This is a genomic window from Acidovorax sp. Root267 (assembly GCF_001429215.1).
Classification (GTDB): domain Bacteria; phylum Pseudomonadota; class Gammaproteobacteria; order Burkholderiales; family Burkholderiaceae_C; genus Acidovorax; species Acidovorax radicis.
Window position 1 is genome coordinate 215,940 of sequence record NZ_LMJC01000029.1, and the last position, 16,612, is coordinate 232,551.

Here is a 16,612-nt window from a genome sequence, read left to right on the forward strand (position 1 = left end):
GCAGATCAAACAGAGGCGTCAAACGGCACGTCACGGTCATGACTGAGGCACGGCCATGCCTTGCTCCACGGTTCCAAGCAGCCAGTTCACACGAAAGGTGACACCCTGCCCACCTCGCAGCACTGCAAGCCGCCCACCGCGAGCTCCACCGTCAGAATTGAACACAAAAATTGGCTCCCCGGCTGCCGCCGCACCCTTGCCAGACCGAGGGTTGCGCTCGATGGCCTCCCACTGGACCACCAGTGATTCCGGCACCCCCAGAGACTCCCGACCATCCACCACCAACTTGCGAATTCCTGGCTGGTAGGTCACGGTCACCGACCGCCCCTCCTGGACGCTGAGTGCGCGCGCCTTGTTGAGTTGACTAGACACATCCCGTACCGTCTGGTTGTAGCGCGACCGCTCCATGAATGCCTGTCCTCCAGCTCCCACCACCGAAACGGTAATAGCAGCCAGCACCAGTACAACCAGCAGCTCCAGCAGGGTGAAACCACGGGAGCGGAAGGCTGGCGCCGACAAACAGCGTCTCATGCGAGGCAAGTTACTGGACAGCACTGCAAGGTGAAAAACGCGAGAGGACGGTCAGTTGAAAACGTCCGCGCTCTCACCGTCACCACCCGGCTTGGCATCTGCCCCCAAAGAGAACACGTCCGGCCCACCATTGCGCCCCGGGTTCTTGTACAGGTAGGCAGCGCCCCAAGGATCGGAAGGCAGGCCCTTCTTCAGATATGGGCCATTCCATCCCTGGGCCGTTGCGGGCCGGTCCGCCAGAGCGCGCAACCCTTCGGCGTCATTGGGATAACGGCCCACATCCAATTTAAAAAGGTCCAGGCTCTGCTCAATTTCCGAGATTTGAATACGGGCTGTCTTGGACTTGGCGCCGCCGAGCTGATCGAGCACTTTGGGCCCCACCAGCCCTGCAAGCAGCGTCAAGATCACCAGAACCACCAGCAGTTCAATCAGCGTGAAGCCCGAAGAGCGTTGCGCTCGTGCCATTACTTTGCGGCCAGAATTCTCTACATTCATATCAAAATCTCTCAAACAATTCACAATCAAATCGTGTCGTTAATAGACAAGACACCGCCCAAAATTGCAATAATGATGAATGCAACCAAGGCCCCCAAAACAATAATGATCAAGGGTTCCATGGCCGCCAAAACACGCCCCATGGTGCGCCGACCTTCATCCTCGTAACGATCAGCCAGCCCCAGCAGGGTGATATCGAGTTGACCGGTTTCCTCCGCAACACGAATAAGCTGCGGAGTGCTGGATTTAGCGAAGTATGGAGACACAAACCCCGTGGAAAGCCGCTTGCCGGTTTTCACAATACCGACCAGGGGTTCAATATCCTTGCGCAATGCGGTATTGGTCAACGTGTCCACCGCAATTCGCAAGGCATCCACCATCGGTACACCCCGCTGCAGCAGGATACCGAACGTCCGGAAATAGATAGCGAACTGCAGATTTCGCAACACCTTTCCGAACAGCGGAAGGTCCAACAGCACGCTATCCACACGCAAACGCCCTGCGGGCGTGGCACTCCAACGCGAGCCCAGGAACAGGACAACCGTTAAGCCTAACAGGATTGCCATCCAATGCGAGCGGATCAGATCACTGAGATCGACCACCAACCGGGTGGAGTAAGGCAGCTTGTCACCCATGGAGTCAAAAATCTCTCGAAACTGGGGAACCACAAACGCCAGCAGAAGCACGACAGACATCACAGCAACCACCAACAGGATCACTGGGTACGTCATGGAAGAAATGACGTAGTTGCGCAACTTGTCTTCCGCCTCCAGCTGCACCGTGAGTTCTTTGAGGACCACCGCCAACGAACCTGAGGTTTCCCCCGCCCGGATCAAGACGAGGTATTGGCGCCCTAGATCCCGCTCAAACGGTAGCAGCGACTGGTACAAGGACTTGCCGCCCCGTACCCCTTCCTCCACCTTGGCAATGAAGGCTTTGAGCCGCTCCGTGTTTGCGGTCTCTTTAAGCATGACCAGCGCCTTGTCGAGCGGCATGTTGGCCTGCTTGAGGTGCGCCATCTCGCGGCTGAACAAAAGTATCTCGCCGCGCTTGAGCTTGCCGCCCCGGCTTTGCTGTTCATCTTGGGCGACGGCAGCTGACTCGTCCGCAATACGAACCGGCGTTACGCCCTGCCCGATGAGCCGCAGCCGCGCTGTCTCCACGTTCAGCGCGCGAATCGTCCCTTGGCAAGCCTTGCCATCGGACGTGATTCCATCGTATTGAAATTCAATCATTTTGACGCGCGACGCGCAGGACTTCTTCTGCGGTTGTCAGACCCTTGAAGACCTTGGTGGCGCCATCCTGCAACAAGTTCCCCCCAGCATAGGCGCCGTCTCCGCCCCCAAGGGAAGAACCTCTTTCGAGAACCACCTTCTTCACGTCTTCCGTCATGACCAGCAACTCATGAACCGCCAAACGCCCCCGGTAGCCGGTGCCCCGACAGGCAGGACAACCGACGGACCGATAAATGGCCTGCCCCTCTTCCATGGCCACACCCAGGGACGCTGCGGCGGCTTGTGCCTGGTCTGGCAACAGAGGCGCCTTGCATTCCTCGCACAGCTTGCGCACCAGGCGCTGGGCCAACACGCCGATCACAGACGCCGTGATCAGATAGGGCTCCACGCCCATGTTGATGAGCCGCACAATGGCCCCGAGCGCGCTATTGGTATGCAGCGTGGACATGACCAAATGACCCGTCAACGCCGCCTGGACCGCAATCTCAGCGGTTTCCCCATCGCGCATTTCGCCGATCATGATGACATCAGGATCCTGGCGGAGAAAGGAGCGAAGTACCTTGGCAAAGGTGAGTCCGATCTGAGGCTGAACCTGCACCTGATTGAGCCACTGCAGCCGGTATTCGACCGGATCTTCCACCGTCAGGATCTTGAGGTTCTCACCCTCCAGCTCCTGCATCGAGGCATACAGCGTGGTGGATTTCCCGGAACCCGTGGGGCCTGTCACCAGAAAGATGCCGTGGGGCACACTGAGCAACTGGCGCATGGTTTTGAGCGTGGGCGGCGTGAAGTGCAGGCTTTCCAGCGAGAGCAGGTCAAAGTTCTTTTCCAGCAAGCGCATGACGACCGATTCGCCAAACATGGTGGGAATGGTGGACACGCGAGAGTCCATTTCCTTGCCATGCACACGCAGCTTGGTACGCCCGTCCTGAGGCATGCGGCGTTCCGCGATATCGAGCTGCGAAAGTATCTTGATACGGGACACGACGGCTGGCGCATCCTTGTTGTCAATCTCGTCTATGGGATACAACTCCCCATCCACCCGTATGCGCACCACCGATTTTTCTTCGTAGGTTTCGATGTGAATGTCAGAGGCCTGCGCCGCCACGGCCTGGGACAGAATATGGCTCACGCGCTGGATAATGGGCGCCTCCGAGGCCATATCCCTCAGGTGCTCAATGAACTCCGAAGCCTCGAACTGGTCCGCAACGACCTCTCCGTCTGGCTCCGACTCCTGGACGTACCAGGCGTTGAGCTGATTGGATATTTCGGACTCAAGACCAAAAAAGACCTTGGGAGCAGCCCCAAAGACCAGGCGCAATGCATCGCGCAATGCGGCGCTTTTCGGATCTACCGACGCGAAATCAGGCGTGGACTCGGCATCCTCCGCGTTTCCCAAGGGAAGCAGATTGTTGGCCAGCAAAAAACTGGTGTTCAACCGCGATGTATCCGGTTTTTCCTTCGGAAAGGCGTCCTGGCGCACCAAGGGCAACCCTGCCTGCCGGGACAATGCAGAGTACACGTCAATCTCAGACACCAGCCCCAAGCTGATAAGCAGACGCCCCAGACGCCCGCCCATGGAACGCTGAACCTCCAGCGCCCTCTCCAGGTCATTGCGTGACAATTTCTGGTCCGCAAGGAGCATCTCCCCGAGCCTGGGCGCAGCGAGGTCAACGCTTTCCACTTCACCAACTTCAGCCGAGAGCTTCATTACTAACGCCTTTGAACATTCTTCCAACCACCAAATAGCCGGGGACGATGCATATCACCCAAAGAATCGAATCACTTGAACCACAACAAACAGCGGCTTATTCGATCCAGTTCGGGGCCCACATAATATTGTCGATATCCCACCATCCTCACCCAGAAGGGCCGGCCTCTCCACGCAAGGTATTCTGACACGTAGCCCCCATCCAACCCCACGGCTCGCAAGCGCAGTTGCAGCGCCTGCGCCTGCAAGTAGGTGGCGCCTCCGAGCACCCTGACGCGCCCAACGATCCCTGCGCCATTCGTCAATAGACGCAGCAAGCGTGTCTTCAGGCTGCGGTCTTTGGCGCCCACCTGGTTGGCACCATGCTGACGGTACAGGATCAGTGGCGCTGGCACGAAACGGCGACGGCCACTCCCGCTCACCAAGCCGCACCACCAGTCATGCATGATGGTCTCGCGCGGCAAGGGCAAGGCGATTTGCAACAGGGTGCGATTCACCATCATCGTGCATCCCGTCACCTGATTCACACTGAGAAGTGAAAGCGGCGAACACTGCCGTGGATCCATGCGCTGGTATCTGGCGAAGGAGTCCGAGATGACATTCAGACTCTCATCGACGACCGTCAGGTCGGAATGCACCAGGCAGGGCAACCCTTCACCCCCCTCTTCCTCCATCCGCACCATTTCGTTCAAGCATCGCTCAATTTTTTGAGGAAGCCAGACATCGTCCTGGTCCGAGAAAGCAACCCATCCCGCCTGCCCGTCTTGCAGGCTGGCCACCATGAGGTTCTCAAAGTTCCGGACCACTCCTTGCCCGCAATGGGGATTGGGCACTACCACCAAACGCCCCTCGAAGCGCGCCCGATAGTTCTCCAAAATCTCAAGCGTCGCATCCGAAGATCCATCATCACTGACCAAGACGCGAAAATTCTGGTGCGTCTGGACCAGTAGGGAATCGAGCTGGGCATGGAGATATTTCGACCCGTTGTATGTCGCCAGCAGCACATCCACCAGGGGCTGTGCGGACGGGACAGCCCCGGCCAACCCGCTGTGCAAGGCTGATCCATCCCTCGGGGCAATCACACTACGCCTGTACCTGTTGTCGCCGTGCGATGAGGCTGGCATTCAGAATGCATCAGTGCTTCATACGCATCTGTGATTCCATCCCATGTGTAGTGCTCTGCCACGATGTCGCGGGCACGCTGGCTTCGCTGCGGCCGCACGGCTTCCGACCGATCCACCACAAGGTCCAAGCAGCGAGCGAGTTGCTCGGGGGTCTCGAAGTAGTCGGCCGCATCGCGTGCCACTTCGCGATTGAACGGGTTGTCATGCGCAATGACCCAGTTTCCACAGGCCAGCGCCTCCAGAAGCGAAGGGTTCGTCCCGCCCACCGAGTGGCCGTGCAGGTAGCAGGCCGCATGCACACGCAGGCTCGCGAGTTGCCCTGCATCGTAGATGCCGCCAACAAAACGCACACGCTCACTGGCCTGCTGCCGCAATTGTTGCTGATAGGCCGTGGCACCAGACACGTCTCCCACGATGACCAGCGGCCAATCACCGCCATGCATCCCATAACCCTGGATGATTTCAAGGATATGGTTTTCTGGCTCTGGCCGCGCCACGACCAGCATGTACCGATGGGCCTGAAGCCCCCACACAGACAGCAAGGAAGGGTCTGCATCCTGGTCTTGCACCAATTCAGCACCGTAGGCAATGAAACTCGACGGCGCCCCCTTGGGATAGGTCTGGCGGAACCTCTGTGCAATGGCCTCGGCATCTGCGATGAGGCGTGTGGCAACCCGGCTGGCCACCCACTCCATGCAACGCAGGTAAATGCGCGCGCCCCGCCCCCATTTGCTGCGGGCCCATTCCAGTCCGTCTACGTTGATCCAGACCGGAACCCCAAAAACCCGGGGCCACCAGCAGGCCCACGCAGCGCCATAACCCAGCATGTAAACCAGATCGTATCCCCGGCGGGCGTCCCACAGGCAGGCACAATCGTAGGCCAGGACCGAGGCAGCCCCCCACTGGGGTCGGCGCTTGTGGCACACGCGAACACCTTGGTAGAAGGTGTCTGCGACGGACGACTCGCTGGATTCTGCATACACAGTGACCTCGTGGCCACGCGCCACCAGGCGTGTCGAAAGCTGTTCGGCGAATGTCTCGAAACCACCATAACTTGCGGGAATGCCCCTGGCGCCCAACAAGGCGATCCGCAGCTTGGCAGGACCGCCCGAAGGACCGGTCACAGGCCCCAACGCCGTCGTCAAAGGTCAGCCTCAGCGAACCAGCGCCCCGCCTGATCCTTCGCCGAAAGCTGAATGGAGGCCTGCACCGCAGGCCAGGCGATGGCAAGCTGTGGATCGTCCCAGCGAATGCAGCGCTCGTGCTCCGGGCTGTAGTAGTCGGTGGTCTTGTAGAGGAAGTCTGCCGATTCGGACAACACCAAAAAACCGTGGGCAAGCCCCGGCGGCACCCAAAGCTGCCGGTGGTTGTCTTCGGTCAGTAGCGCCCCTACCCACTGGCCAAAGGTAGGCGAACCCTTGCGGATATCGACCGCCACGTCAAACGCAGCGCCGCGCACCACCCGCACGAGCTTGCCCTGCGCCCTGGGGGGCAACTGGTAGTGCAGGCCGCGCAGCACGCCCTGGCTGCTGCGGCTGTGGTTGTCCTGCACAAATTCGCACTCGACACCCGTGGCCTCACGAAAGGCCTGCTGATTGAAGCTTTCGTAGAAAAAGCCACGGCTGTCGCCGAACACCTTGGGTTCGATGAGGACAACGTCTGGAATGGATTGCCGGATGGAGTGCATGGGGTGATCAATAGACTTTGTCGTTCAGCAGGCGCTGGAGGTACTGGCCGTAACCGTTCTTGGCAAGAGGCTGTGCCAGGCGCTCCAGCTGGGCGCTGTCAATCCAGCCGGAACGCCACGCAATTTCCTCGGGGCAGGCGATCTTGAGGCCCTGGCGATGCTCCAGCGTCGCAATGAACTGGCTGGCCTCCAGCAGGCTTTCGTGGGTGCCGGTATCCAGCCAGGCATAGCCACGGCCCATGATCTCGACGTTCAGTTGCCCCTGCTCCAGGTACAGCCGGTTCAGGTCGGTGATTTCGAGCTCGCCGCGTGGCGATGGCTTAAGGCTCCTGGTCATCTTTGCGACCTGGTTGTCGTAGAAGTACAGCCCGGTAACGGCATAGCTGCTCTTGGGTTGTGCAGGTTTTTCCTCCAGCGACAACACTTTGCCCTGGGCATCGAATTCGGCGACACCGTAGCGCTCCGGATCGTGCACATGGTAGGCAAACACGCTGGCACCCGCCGTGCGCTGCTGGGCACTGCCCAGCAATTCATGGAAATCGTGCCCATAGAAAATGTTGTCTCCAAGCACCAAGGCACTGGGTGCTCCATCCAGAAAAGACTCTCCGATCACAAACGCCTGCGCCAACCCGTCCGGGCTGGGCTGCACGGCGTATTGCAGGTTCAAGCCCCATTGGCTGCCGTCACCCAGCAGCTGTGCAAAACGCGGCGTGTCCTGCGGAGTGCTGATGACGAGGATGTCCCGGATGCCGGCGAGCATCAGCGTGCTCAGTGGGTAATAGATCATGGGCTTGTCGTAGACCGGCAGCAGCTGCTTGCTGATGGCCAACGTAGCCGGGTGCAGCCGAGTGCCGGAGCCTCCTGCGAGGATGATGCCTTTGCGTTGCGTCATGGTCTGGGGTCCGTTCAGAGAATTTCCGTGAGCATGCGCGCCACACCGGTCTGCCAATGGGGCATCTGCAAGCCAAAAGTGGACTGCAGCTTGTGGGTGTTCAAGCGCGAATTTTGGGGGCGCACGGCAGGTGTCGGGAACGCGCTCGTAGGAACAGGCGCCACCTCTTTTGCTTTTATTTCGATAGCATGCTGCGCTTTATGGGCCTGCGCCAACACGTATTTTGCGTACTCATTCCAGTTGGTCTCACCACCGGCCACGCAGTGGTACAGCCCGGCATCCTGCGGGCGCTGCTGCAGGTGGCGCAGCGCGTGGGCGGTCACATCGGCCAGCAGGTCGGCGCCGGTGGGTGCACCCCATTGGTCATCAATCACCGTCAGGCGCTCACGCTCTTGCGCCAACCGCAGCATGGTCTTGGCGAAATTACCGCCGCGCGCGGCATAGACCCAACTGGTGCGCAGGATGAGGTGCTTGACGCCCGACTGGACAATGAGCTGCTCGCCTTCGAGCTTGGTGCGGCCATACACACTCAGGGGCGCGGGCGCATCGGTTTCCACCCAGGGGCGGTTGCCGCTGCCGTCGAACACATAGTCGGTGCTGTAGTGCACCAGCCAGGCACCCAGCTTCGCAGCCTCCTGCGCAATCGCGCCGGGGGTGGTGGCGTTCAACGTACGGGCGAAGTCACTTTCGCTCTCGGCCTTGTCCACGGCAGTATGGGCTGAGGCATTGACGATGACGTCGGGACGGAGCGCACGCACCGTCTCGGCCACGCCGGCCGGATTAGAAAAGTCACCGCAGTGTTCCGTAGTGTCGAAGTCCAGTGCCGTGACTGTGCCCAGCACCGACAGGCTGCGTTGCAACTCCCATCCCACCTGACCACCCTTGCCAAAGAGCAGGATGTTCATGCGCTGGCGCCCACCACGGCTGCGGGCTCCTGCGCATACTGGGCTTGCACCCAGTCGCGGTAGGCGCCGGTCTGCACGCTGGCCACCCAGTCGGCATGCTCCAGGTACCACTGCACGGTCTTGCGGATTCCCGTATCGAATGTCTCGGCGGGCTTCCAACCCAGCTCGCGCTCAATCTTGCGCGCGTCGATCGCATAGCGGCGGTCGTGGCCCGGGCGGTCCTTCACGTAGGTGATCTGGGTGCGGTAACTCTGGCCGTCGGCGCGGGGACGCAGCTCGTCGAGCAGGCTGCAGACCATGTTCACGATCTCGATGTTGGGCTTCTCGTTCCAGCCGCCGACGTTGTAGGTCTCACCCGGAGCCCCGGCCTCCAGCACGCGGCGGATGGCGCTGCAGTGGTCCTTCACGTACAGCCAGTCGCGCACCTGCATGCCGTCGCCATACACCGGCAGCGGCTTGCCGGCCAGTGCGTTGACGATCATCAGCGGGATCAACTTCTCAGGGAAATGGTACGGCCCGTAGTTGTTGCTGCAGTTGGTGGTCAGCACCGGCAGGCCGTAGGTGTGGTGCCAGGCGCGCACCAGGTGGTCGCTGGCGGCCTTGCTGGCGCTATAGGGGCTGTTGGGCTCGAAACCGCGCGTTTCGGCGAAGGCCGGGTCCGTGGGTGCGAGCGACCCGTACACCTCGTCGGTAGAGACGTGCAGGAACCGGAATGCCTCGCGCTCACCCCCGGGCAGTGCGCCCCAGTAGGCGCGCACGGCTTCCAGCAGTCGGAAGGAACCGACGATGTTGGTCTGGATGAAATCCTCAGGGCCATGGATGGAACGGTCCACATGCGATTCGGCCGCAAAGTTGACCACCGCGCGGGGCTTGTGCTCGGCGAGCAGGCGAGCGATCAAGGCGGTATCGCCGATATCGCCCTGCACGAAGAGGTGCCGCGCATCCCCCTGGATGCTGTCCAGGTTGTGCAGGTTGCCCGCGTAGGTGAGCTTGTCGAGGTTGACCACAGGCTCGCTGGAGGCAGCAAGCCAGTCAAGAACGAAGTTGGCGCCGATGAAACCCGCGCCGCCAGTAACCAGAATCATAGGGAGGGCTGTGTGAAATGCCAGCTCGGCAGAACCCACGATTATCCCACCCTGCCCGGCCCCCGGGTAACAGAGTTCAACGCGGGGGTTTCTGCGCGGGCCGGATGGTCATTAGAAGTGGATGCCCCGCATCATCTGCTGCAGCGCCACCGCCTCGGCCGACAGCTGCGGCTTGGCGTCCTTGCTGCCCTTGGCGGCGGTGGAATCCGGGAACATGCGAAAGCTGGTGTTCATGGTGATCTGCGCCACACGTGGCACCAGCGCATGCAGCAACTGCCCGGTGATGCCCAGGCGCGTGGCGATGCGCACCGGCTTGAAGATGCAGGCCTGGGCGATCATGTCGGCAGCCTCCTCGGGGCTCAGCGTCGGCACGTTGTTGTAGATCTTGGTGGGCGCGATCATGGGCGTGCGCACCAGCGGCATGTTGATGGTGGTGAAAGTGATGCCCTGGTCGGCGAACTCGCTCGATGCGCAACGAGTCCAGGCGTCCAGGGCCGCCTTGCTGGCCACATAGGCCGAAAAGCGCGGTGCATTCGTCAGCACCCCGATGGAGCTGATGTTGACCACATGGCCCTTGCGCTTTTCCACCATGCCGGGCAAAAAGCCCATGGTCACGCGCAGGCAACCGAAGTAGTTGAGCTGCATGGTGCGCTCATAGTCGTGGAAGCGGTCGTAGCTCGACTCAATGGCGCGGCGGATGGAGCGGCCTGCGTTGTTGACCAGAAAGTCCACGCCGCCGTGGTTGTCGATGAGCAGCTGCACAAAGCGGTCGCAGTCGGCCATGTCGGCAATGTCGGCCGAATACGCGATGAACGCATAACCCTTGGCCTTGGCTTCGGCACAGGCCTCGTCGAGCTTGTCCTGGTCGCGCCCGCAGATGATGGTGGTGGCGCCCGCCTCGGCAAACTTGTGCGCCGCCGCCAGGCCGATGCCCGACGACCCGCCCGTGATCAGCACCACCTTGCCGGCCACCGTACCCTTGAGCGTGCGGTCGATGAACAGCTCGGGGTCGAGATTGCGCTCCCAGTAATCCCACAGGCGCCAGGCGTAGTCCTTGAGGTTGGGGCAAGTCACGCCCGAGCCCTTGAGCGCCGCCAAGGTCTCGCGGCAATCGAAGCGCGTGGGGTAGTTCACGAAGGTCAGCATGTCCTCGGGCAGGCCCAGGTCCTTCAGCACGGCGTTGCGCACGCGGCGCACGGGCGCCATGGCCATCAGGCTCTTCTTGATACCCTTGGGGATGAAGCCCAACAAGGCTGCGTTGATGAACAGGTTCATGCGCGGCGCATGGGCGGCGCGGCTGAAGATGTCCAGGACGTCGCCCACGCGGTAGCCCACCGGGTCCACCAAGTGGTAACACTTCTTGACGATGTCCTTCTGGTGGCTGATCACATTGAGCGCGTTGACCACGAAGTCCACCGGAACGATGTTCACGCGCCCGCCTTCCAAGCCCACCGTGGGCATCCAGGGCGGCAGCAGCTGGCGCAGGCGCTGGATCAGCTTGAAGAAGTAGTAGGGCCCGTCGATCTTGTCCATCTCGCCGGTCGTGCTGTCGCCCACCACCATGGCCGGGCGGTACACCGTCCAGGGCACCTTGCAGTCCTGGCGCACGATCTTTTCGCTCTCATGCTTGGTCTGGAAGTACGGGTGGTCCAGGCCCTCGGCCTCCTCGAACATGTCCTCGCGGAACACACCTTCATACAGGCCGGCCGCCGCGATGGACGAGACATGGTGGAAGTGCCCGGCATCGATGGCCTTGGCCAGGTCCACGGTGTTGCGCGTGCCCTCGATGTTCACGGCCACCTGGGTTTCCTCGTCCGCACCCAGGTCGTACACCGCCGCCAGGTGGTAAAAATGGTCAATCTGGCCTTTGAGCTTTTTGACGTCTTCCGCAGCCACTCCCAGCTTCTTCGCGGTGAGGTCGCCAAACACGGGAATGGCACGCGTGGCACCCACGCCCCAGAAGCTGCGCAGATCGGCCACCTTGTCCGCACTTTCCTTGCGGATCAGGAAATGCACCACTGCCCCCTTGCGCTCCAGCAGCTTCTTGACCAGCCGCTTGCCAATGAACCCCGTTGCCCCCGTCACGAAATACTGCATGGAAAACTCCTGTGAGATATCTTCATTCTTGCCCAAGGCTTGGGCGCCCCAATTCAGCAGAAACCCGCGCCGATGCTAGGCCCCCAGGCCACGTGCGGGCTAGATGGCGCGCTCTACATTTTTAGGAGCGCACGCCTACACCTTGTGCGCCGTGCGGCGTACAGTGCGGCCATGCGTCAGAGGCAACCCGCCCTGGCAAACCCAACCAACCGCACAACGGAGGCCCCATGGTCAAGAAACTGCAGAAACTCAGCGCCGACAAAAAGAAGAGCAACGCCCAACTGTCCAGCACCGTCAAGGACTCCGCCCAGCAGATCTGGCTTGCCGGCCTGGGCGCCTTCTCCAAGGCGCAGGAAGAAGGCGGCAAGGTGTTTGAAGCCCTGGTCAAAGAAGGCTTGACCATCCAGCGCAAGACCCAGGCCGTGGCCGAAGAAAAAATCACCGAAGCCACCAGCCGCGTGACCACCATGGCCAGCGACATCGGCTCCAAGGCCCAAGGCCAGTGGGACAAGCTCGAAAACATCTTCGAAGACCGCGTAGCCAAGGCCTTGTCCAAGCTGGGCGTGCCATCGGCCCGCGACCTCGAAGCCCTGAGCGCCCGTGTGGACGCACTGGCCAAGGGCAGCAAGGCCGCACCCGCCAAGGCTGCAGCCAAGCCCGCCGCCAAGGCGCCTGCCAAGAGGGCCCCCGCAGTCAAGAAGGCAGCCCCTGCCAAGGCTGCAGCCAAGCCAGCCGCCAAGGCCCCTGCCAAGAAGGCTGCGGCCAGGAAGCCCGCAGCCCGTGCCGCAGCCGACACTGGCGCCAGCACCCCATCGGCCAGCTGATCGCTCACCACTGACTAGCGCAGGCGGGCAGCAGCCCGCCCGCTGAAAGCGGCCCACGTGCAACAGCGCGCTGGCCGCTTTTCTTTTTTTGCTGAAACCCATGAAGTGCGTTAAAAGCAATTGCAGCATGGGTTTGCCGCAAGACGGCATGCCGCACTGCAGCATGACTGCGTGGGTTAGAGTAGGCATCAGAGACACCGAAACAACGAAGCACAACGACGCGAAGGGGCCCGCACACATGGTGAAGAAAGCGCCACGCCGCACCGCAGAACGCATTCTGGAAGTGACGCTGGACCTGTTCAATCGGTTCGGCGAACCCAACGTCTCCACCACCCTGATCTCGGCCGAGCTGCGCATCAGCCCCGGCAACCTGTACTACCACTACCCGGCCAAGGACGAGCTGATCAACGCGCTGTTTGATCGCTACGAAAGCTCGCTCACCGAACTGCTGGCCGCCGCCGATGGCGTGCGCAATGTGGAGGATGCCTGGTTCTTCATGCACTCGCTGTTCGAGTTGATCTGGCAGTACCGTTTTCTGTACCGCGATCTCAACGACCTGCTGTCCAAGAACCGGCGCCTGGAAACCCACTTTCAGGCCATCCTCAAGAACAAGACCCGCGCCGTGCGTGCCATGCTCGATGGCATGGGCCGCGCGGATACCCTGCACATCGACTCGCGCGAGCTGGAAGCCACCGCCACCAGCATGGTCGTGGTGCTCACCTACTGGCTCAGCTTCGAGTACGTGCGCGACCCACGCCGCGCGCTGGAGCCCGAAAGCGCACAGGCGGCGCTGCTGCGTGGCGCCCACCATGTGCTCAACCTGCTCATGCCCTACCTCGAAAGCGGCCAGCGGGCCCACCTGCTGGAGCTGGTGGGCGCCTACGCCACCACGCCAAGCTGACGGCGTGCGCAGCTGCGCCCCCAAGCCACTCGCCAACAAAAACTTCCGGAGACATACACCATGGCCAAATGGACCCCCTTCCCCCACGCAGGTGATTACACCTTCGACGCTGCGAGCGTCAAGAAGCACTGGGCACGGCTGCATGGCGGTGATGCCGAACCCTGCCCCAAGGACGCTGCCGTGCTGGAAGCCTGGGCGCTGTTCCACAACGGTGATTTTGAAAAAGCCGCCGCAGCGGGCCTGGCGGCCGGAGGCGCGGGCATCACCGCGGCCAACAAGGCCACCTCCATCTACGCCAACTACCTGGAGCCCAAGGAAAAAACCCGTCTCGATTTCTTCACCCAGGTGGCCGAGCGTGCCGAGGCCCAGGCGTCCAAAGAGCCCGACAACGCCAACGCCTGGTACTGGCACGCCTATGCACTGGGCCGCTATAGCCAGGGCATCAGCGTCGCCAAGGCCCTGGCCCAGGGCCTGGGCGGCAAAGTGAAGGAATCCCTGGAAAAGGCCATTGCCCTGTCACCCAAACATGCCGATGCGCGCATTGCGCTGGGCGCGTTCCATGCCGAAGTGATCGACAAGGTGGGCTCGCTGATTGGCGGCATGACCTATGGCGCCAAGAAGGACACCGGCCTCAAGCTGTTCCAGGAGGCGCTCAAGCTCAACCCGGGTTCGGCCATTGCGATGATCGAGTACGCCAATGCCCTCGTCATGCTGGAAGGCGACAAGAAAATGAAGGAAGCCACCGCGCTGTATGAAAAGGCCGCCGCCGCCGAACCCATGGACGCCATGGAACGGCTGGATGTGGAGATGGCACGGGCGGAGCTGGAAGAAGAGTAAATTCGGTACATCCCCCTGAGGCGCTTCGCGCCTTCCCCCTTCTCTCGCCTCGCTGGCGCGATGCGGGAAGGGGGACACCGCCAGCGCGGCGGGGCGGCCCTTGCGCGGCGGTCGCTGGCTTGGGCCGCGCCAGTTTATGCAGCAGCGCCAAGAGCAACCACTGAATCAGCGGTAGTCACAACACTGCATTGGCGCTGACCTGAGCCCTCAACCCCCAAACCGCTGCGAGGCAATCTCCAGCAGCCCATCAAAAATCAGGTTGTCCACCAGCTCGAACGGGCGCGTCATGCTGGGCGCCATCTTCCAGCCCGCGCCGCCGGTCATCAGGCAAGCAGGCTCCTCGCCGCAGTGCTGGATCACGTGCTGCACCATGCGCTCCACGGCCCCCGCGATGGCGTAGGTGCCACCGCTGGTCAACGCATCGCTGGTATTGGTGGGGAACATGCGCACCTCGCCCGTGGGTACATGCAGGCCAGCAGTGCCGGATTCGAGCGCACGCAGCATGATGCCGTGGCCCGGCAGGATGAGCCCGCCCATGAAGCGTCCCTCGGCGTCGATGCACTCCACCGTGACCGCTGTGCCCACCATCACCACCACCAGAGGCCGCGCAGGCCCCTGGGCCAGCACACGGTGGCGTGCGCCGATCATGGCCACCCAGCGGTCCGAGCCCAGTCGCGAGGGGTGGTCGTAGCCATTGGTCAGTCCCGCCTCCTGCGCCGACGACACCACCCACGAAGGTGCGACGTCCCAGAGTTCCATCTGCTCTTGCACACGGCGCTTGACGGCATCCCCCGCCACCACGCAGCCCAGCATGCGTTCGGGGTGGGGCAGCGCCGCCCAGCTGCCTTCGGCCAGGCGGTCGATGTGGTCCAAGAACTCGGCGCCATGCGCAATGAGCGCAGCCCCGGGGCGGGGAGCGTCGTACAACGCCCATTTGAGACGGGTGTTACCGACGTCGATGGCCAGAAAAGTCATGCGGCGGATTATCCCGAGTTTTGCGATGCGCCCCTGCCCGAGGGCGACAGCCCACCGCCGCATTACTCCTCGCCGTCCACAAATTGTGAAAAATCGTGTCGCGCCCCCGTCCGACACGTTGCAGCCGCCCATTGCCGCTACAGTGGTCCTTCCTGTTTCTGCAACATTAGGAGGTACGACATGGGTCTTTTCAGTTTCATCAAGGAAGCCGGCGAAAAGCTGTTCGGCGGCAAAGAAGCACAGGCCGCCACCGCAGCCGCCCCCACGCAGGATGAACTCAACGCCAAGGCGTCCAAGGCCATCGAGACCTACATCGCTTCCCAGAACCTGGGCGCCAGCAATGTGCAGGTGGCCTTTGAAGGCCCCGAAGGCAAAGTCACCGTGAAGGGCACGGCCCCCACGCAGGCCGCCAAGGAAAAAGTCACCCTGTGCTGCGGCAACGTGGCCAGCGTGACCAGCGTCGAGAACCTGATGGAGGTGACCAATCCTGAGCCCGAAGCCCAGTACCACGACGTGGTGCGCGGCGACACGCTCAGCGCCATTGCCAAGAAGTTCTACGGCGACGCCAACAAATACCCTGCGATCTTCGAGGCCAACAAGCCCATGCTGAGCCACCCCGACAAGATCTATCCCGGCCAGAAGCTGCGCATCCCCGCACTTAAGTGATCCCCCTGAGTCGCCTTCGGCGCCTTCCCCCGAGGGGGACGCACCCGGTGGCCCGGCGTAGCCGGTTCCACGGGTGCACTGGCGGGGACGGGGGTGACGTGAAAGCCTGTGGGAAAGGGACTGCAACGAATGCGGTTCCCATGCCGTCGCAAGGCAAAATTTGAATCGAAATAGCTGCTACCGCTTGATAGACAAGCGCTGGCAGCTATTTTTTTAGGAGCATCATCCCTGCTTCCACGGCAGCCCGTGGAAGCGCCAGCCGCCGCGTTGGCCGCGGTGGCCCTGGGCATCCGCATCGCCTTCGAAGCCTTCGAGGATGTTGTAGGCGGTCAGGCCCAGTTCCGTGGCGCGGCGGGCGGCGGCGATGGAGCGCACGCCGCTGCGGCACAGCAGCACGGCGGGGGTGCCGGCAGGGACGGCGGCGCGCATCTGCGCATCAAAGTCGGCGTTCATCGCCATGCCTGGCCATTGTTTCCAGGCCACGGCGGCGGCGCCGGGCACCTGGCCCACCCATTCGCGCTCTGCGTCGCTGCGCACATCGACCAGCACGGCCTGGCCGTTTTGCACCCATTGCCAGGCCTGCTGGGGCGTGATGTCGCCTGCATAGCCTTCGGCCGGGGGAATCGTTGGTTCGGTCATCGTCATGG

At 62.0% G+C, this 16,612-nt stretch carries 17 protein-coding genes; 4 read left to right on the forward strand and 13 right to left on the reverse strand.

The features are described from left to right. Positions 1 to 36: 36 nt before the first annotated feature. The 11 genes from ASE39_RS17355 to ASE39_RS17405 all read right to left on the reverse strand — a co-directional run bounded on the left by ASE39_RS17355 (position 37) and on the right by ASE39_RS17405 (position 11,762). A complete protein-coding gene (locus ASE39_RS17355) occupies positions 37 to 531 on the reverse strand; it encodes a GspH/FimT family pseudopilin (protein ID WP_057271952.1) in 495 nt (164 codons plus the stop codon). A 51-nt stretch (positions 532 to 582) separates the two neighbouring features. Further along, on the reverse strand, positions 583 to 1,026 hold the full coding sequence (gene gspG, locus ASE39_RS17360; protein ID WP_035196999.1) for a type II secretion system major pseudopilin GspG: 444 nt from the start codon (positions 1,024 to 1,026) through the stop codon (positions 583 to 585). Between the two features lie 26 nt (positions 1,027 to 1,052). Beyond that, positions 1,053 to 2,261, reverse strand: a complete 1,209-nt coding sequence (locus ASE39_RS17365) for a type II secretion system F family protein (RefSeq protein ID WP_057229239.1) — start codon at positions 2,259 to 2,261, stop codon at positions 1,053 to 1,055. Next, positions 2,254 to 3,972: an ATPase, T2SS/T4P/T4SS family gene (locus ASE39_RS17370; protein ID WP_199864300.1), complete on the reverse strand. Its 1,719-nt coding sequence runs from the start codon at positions 3,970 to 3,972 to the stop codon at positions 2,254 to 2,256. Before ASE39_RS17370 ends, ASE39_RS17365 begins: the two co-directional genes overlap by 8 nt. Before the next feature lie 71 nt (positions 3,973 to 4,043). Beyond that, a complete protein-coding gene (locus tag ASE39_RS17375; protein ID WP_241777079.1) occupies positions 4,044 to 4,982 on the reverse strand; it encodes a glycosyltransferase family 2 protein in 939 nt (312 codons plus the stop codon). 68 nt (positions 4,983 to 5,050) lie between these two features. Further along, positions 5,051 to 6,241, reverse strand: a complete 1,191-nt coding sequence (locus ASE39_RS17380) for a DUF1972 domain-containing protein (RefSeq protein WP_057271953.1) — start codon at positions 6,239 to 6,241, stop codon at positions 5,051 to 5,053. Beyond that, positions 6,238 to 6,783, reverse strand: coding sequence for a dTDP-4-dehydrorhamnose 3,5-epimerase (gene rfbC, locus ASE39_RS17385; protein WP_057271954.1), 546 nt, complete (start codon positions 6,781 to 6,783; stop codon positions 6,238 to 6,240). The genes ASE39_RS17380 and rfbC overlap by 4 nt, the downstream gene beginning before the upstream one ends. Positions 6,784 to 6,790: 7 nt before the next feature. Continuing rightward, a complete protein-coding gene (rfbA, locus tag ASE39_RS17390) occupies positions 6,791 to 7,675 on the reverse strand; it encodes a glucose-1-phosphate thymidylyltransferase RfbA (RefSeq protein ID WP_057271955.1) in 885 nt (294 codons plus the stop codon). 14 nt (positions 7,676 to 7,689) lie between these two features. Then, positions 7,690 to 8,580: a dTDP-4-dehydrorhamnose reductase gene (gene rfbD, locus ASE39_RS17395; protein ID WP_057271956.1), complete on the reverse strand. Its 891-nt coding sequence runs from the start codon at positions 8,578 to 8,580 to the stop codon at positions 7,690 to 7,692. Next, positions 8,577 to 9,665, reverse strand: coding sequence for a dTDP-glucose 4,6-dehydratase (rfbB, locus tag ASE39_RS17400; protein WP_010462608.1), 1,089 nt, complete (start codon positions 9,663 to 9,665; stop codon positions 8,577 to 8,579). Before rfbB ends, rfbD begins: the two co-directional genes overlap by 4 nt. Before the next feature lie 111 nt (positions 9,666 to 9,776). Beyond that, positions 9,777 to 11,762 carry an SDR family oxidoreductase gene (locus ASE39_RS17405; RefSeq protein WP_057272121.1) on the reverse strand — a complete coding sequence of 662 codons (1,986 nt, stop codon included), beginning with the start codon at positions 11,760 to 11,762 and terminating at the stop codon, positions 9,777 to 9,779. A gap of 227 nt (positions 11,763 to 11,989) precedes the next feature. Between ASE39_RS17405 and ASE39_RS17410 the strand changes: the two genes are divergently transcribed. The 3 genes from ASE39_RS17410 to ASE39_RS17420 all read left to right on the forward strand — a co-directional run bounded on the left by ASE39_RS17410 (position 11,990) and on the right by ASE39_RS17420 (position 14,324). After that, positions 11,990 to 12,586, forward strand: a complete 597-nt coding sequence (locus tag ASE39_RS17410) for a phasin family protein (protein ID WP_057271957.1) — start codon at positions 11,990 to 11,992, stop codon at positions 12,584 to 12,586. A gap of 238 nt (positions 12,587 to 12,824) precedes the next feature. Further along, on the forward strand, positions 12,825 to 13,487 hold the full coding sequence (locus ASE39_RS17415) for a TetR/AcrR family transcriptional regulator (RefSeq protein WP_010462619.1): 663 nt from the start codon (positions 12,825 to 12,827) through the stop codon (positions 13,485 to 13,487). 60 nt (positions 13,488 to 13,547) lie between these two features. Next, positions 13,548 to 14,324, forward strand: coding sequence for a hypothetical protein (locus tag ASE39_RS17420; protein ID WP_010462621.1), 777 nt, complete (start codon positions 13,548 to 13,550; stop codon positions 14,322 to 14,324). 207 nt (positions 14,325 to 14,531) lie between these two features. On the opposite strand, the gene ASE39_RS17425 is transcribed toward ASE39_RS17420, so the two are convergent. Beyond that, positions 14,532 to 15,299: a type III pantothenate kinase gene (locus ASE39_RS17425; protein ID WP_010462623.1), complete on the reverse strand. Its 768-nt coding sequence runs from the start codon at positions 15,297 to 15,299 to the stop codon at positions 14,532 to 14,534. 180 nt (positions 15,300 to 15,479) lie between these two features. Here ASE39_RS17425 and lysM point away from each other — a divergent pair, with 180 nt between their 5' ends. After that, positions 15,480 to 15,965, forward strand: a complete 486-nt coding sequence (gene lysM / locus ASE39_RS17430; RefSeq protein ID WP_010462625.1) for a peptidoglycan-binding protein LysM — start codon at positions 15,480 to 15,482, stop codon at positions 15,963 to 15,965. A gap of 222 nt (positions 15,966 to 16,187) precedes the next feature. On the opposite strand, the gene ASE39_RS17435 is transcribed toward lysM, so the two are convergent. Further along, positions 16,188 to 16,604, reverse strand: a complete 417-nt coding sequence (locus tag ASE39_RS17435) for a rhodanese-like domain-containing protein (protein WP_057271958.1) — start codon at positions 16,602 to 16,604, stop codon at positions 16,188 to 16,190. Positions 16,605 to 16,612 lie beyond the last annotated feature (8 nt).

Excerpts from the sequence above, each read along its gene's own strand:
- ASE39_RS17435 (WP_057271958.1), bottom strand. The coding sequence starts at position 16,604 with ATGACCGAACCAACGATTCCCCCGGCCGAAGGCTATGCAGGCGACATC.
- rfbA (WP_057271955.1), bottom strand. The coding sequence starts at position 7,675 with ATGACGCAACGCAAAGGCATCATCCTCGCAGGAGGCTCCGGCACTCGG.
- ASE39_RS17425 (WP_010462623.1), bottom strand. The coding sequence starts at position 15,299 with ATGACTTTTCTGGCCATCGACGTCGGTAACACCCGTCTCAAATGGGCG.
- ASE39_RS17370 (WP_199864300.1), bottom strand. The coding sequence starts at position 3,972 with ATGAAGCTCTCGGCTGAAGTTGGTGAAGTGGAAAGCGTTGACCTCGCT.
- ASE39_RS17405 (WP_057272121.1), bottom strand. The coding sequence starts at position 11,762 with ATGCAGTATTTCGTGACGGGGGCAACGGGGTTCATTGGCAAGCGGCTG.
- ASE39_RS17365 (WP_057229239.1), bottom strand. The coding sequence starts at position 2,261 with ATGATTGAATTTCAATACGATGGAATCACGTCCGATGGCAAGGCTTGC.
- ASE39_RS17410 (WP_057271957.1), top strand. The coding sequence starts at position 11,990 with ATGGTCAAGAAACTGCAGAAACTCAGCGCCGACAAAAAGAAGAGCAAC.
- rfbB (WP_010462608.1), bottom strand. The coding sequence starts at position 9,665 with ATGATTCTGGTTACTGGCGGCGCGGGTTTCATCGGCGCCAACTTCGTT.
- lysM (WP_010462625.1), top strand. The coding sequence starts at position 15,480 with ATGGGTCTTTTCAGTTTCATCAAGGAAGCCGGCGAAAAGCTGTTCGGC.
- rfbD (WP_057271956.1), bottom strand. The coding sequence starts at position 8,580 with ATGAACATCCTGCTCTTTGGCAAGGGTGGTCAGGTGGGATGGGAGTTG.
- gspG (WP_035196999.1), bottom strand. The coding sequence starts at position 1,026 with ATGAATGTAGAGAATTCTGGCCGCAAAGTAATGGCACGAGCGCAACGC.
- ASE39_RS17420 (WP_010462621.1), top strand. The coding sequence starts at position 13,548 with ATGGCCAAATGGACCCCCTTCCCCCACGCAGGTGATTACACCTTCGAC.
- ASE39_RS17355 (WP_057271952.1), bottom strand. The coding sequence starts at position 531 with ATGAGACGCTGTTTGTCGGCGCCAGCCTTCCGCTCCCGTGGTTTCACC.
- ASE39_RS17415 (WP_010462619.1), top strand. The coding sequence starts at position 12,825 with ATGGTGAAGAAAGCGCCACGCCGCACCGCAGAACGCATTCTGGAAGTG.
- rfbC (WP_057271954.1), bottom strand. The coding sequence starts at position 6,783 with ATGCACTCCATCCGGCAATCCATTCCAGACGTTGTCCTCATCGAACCC.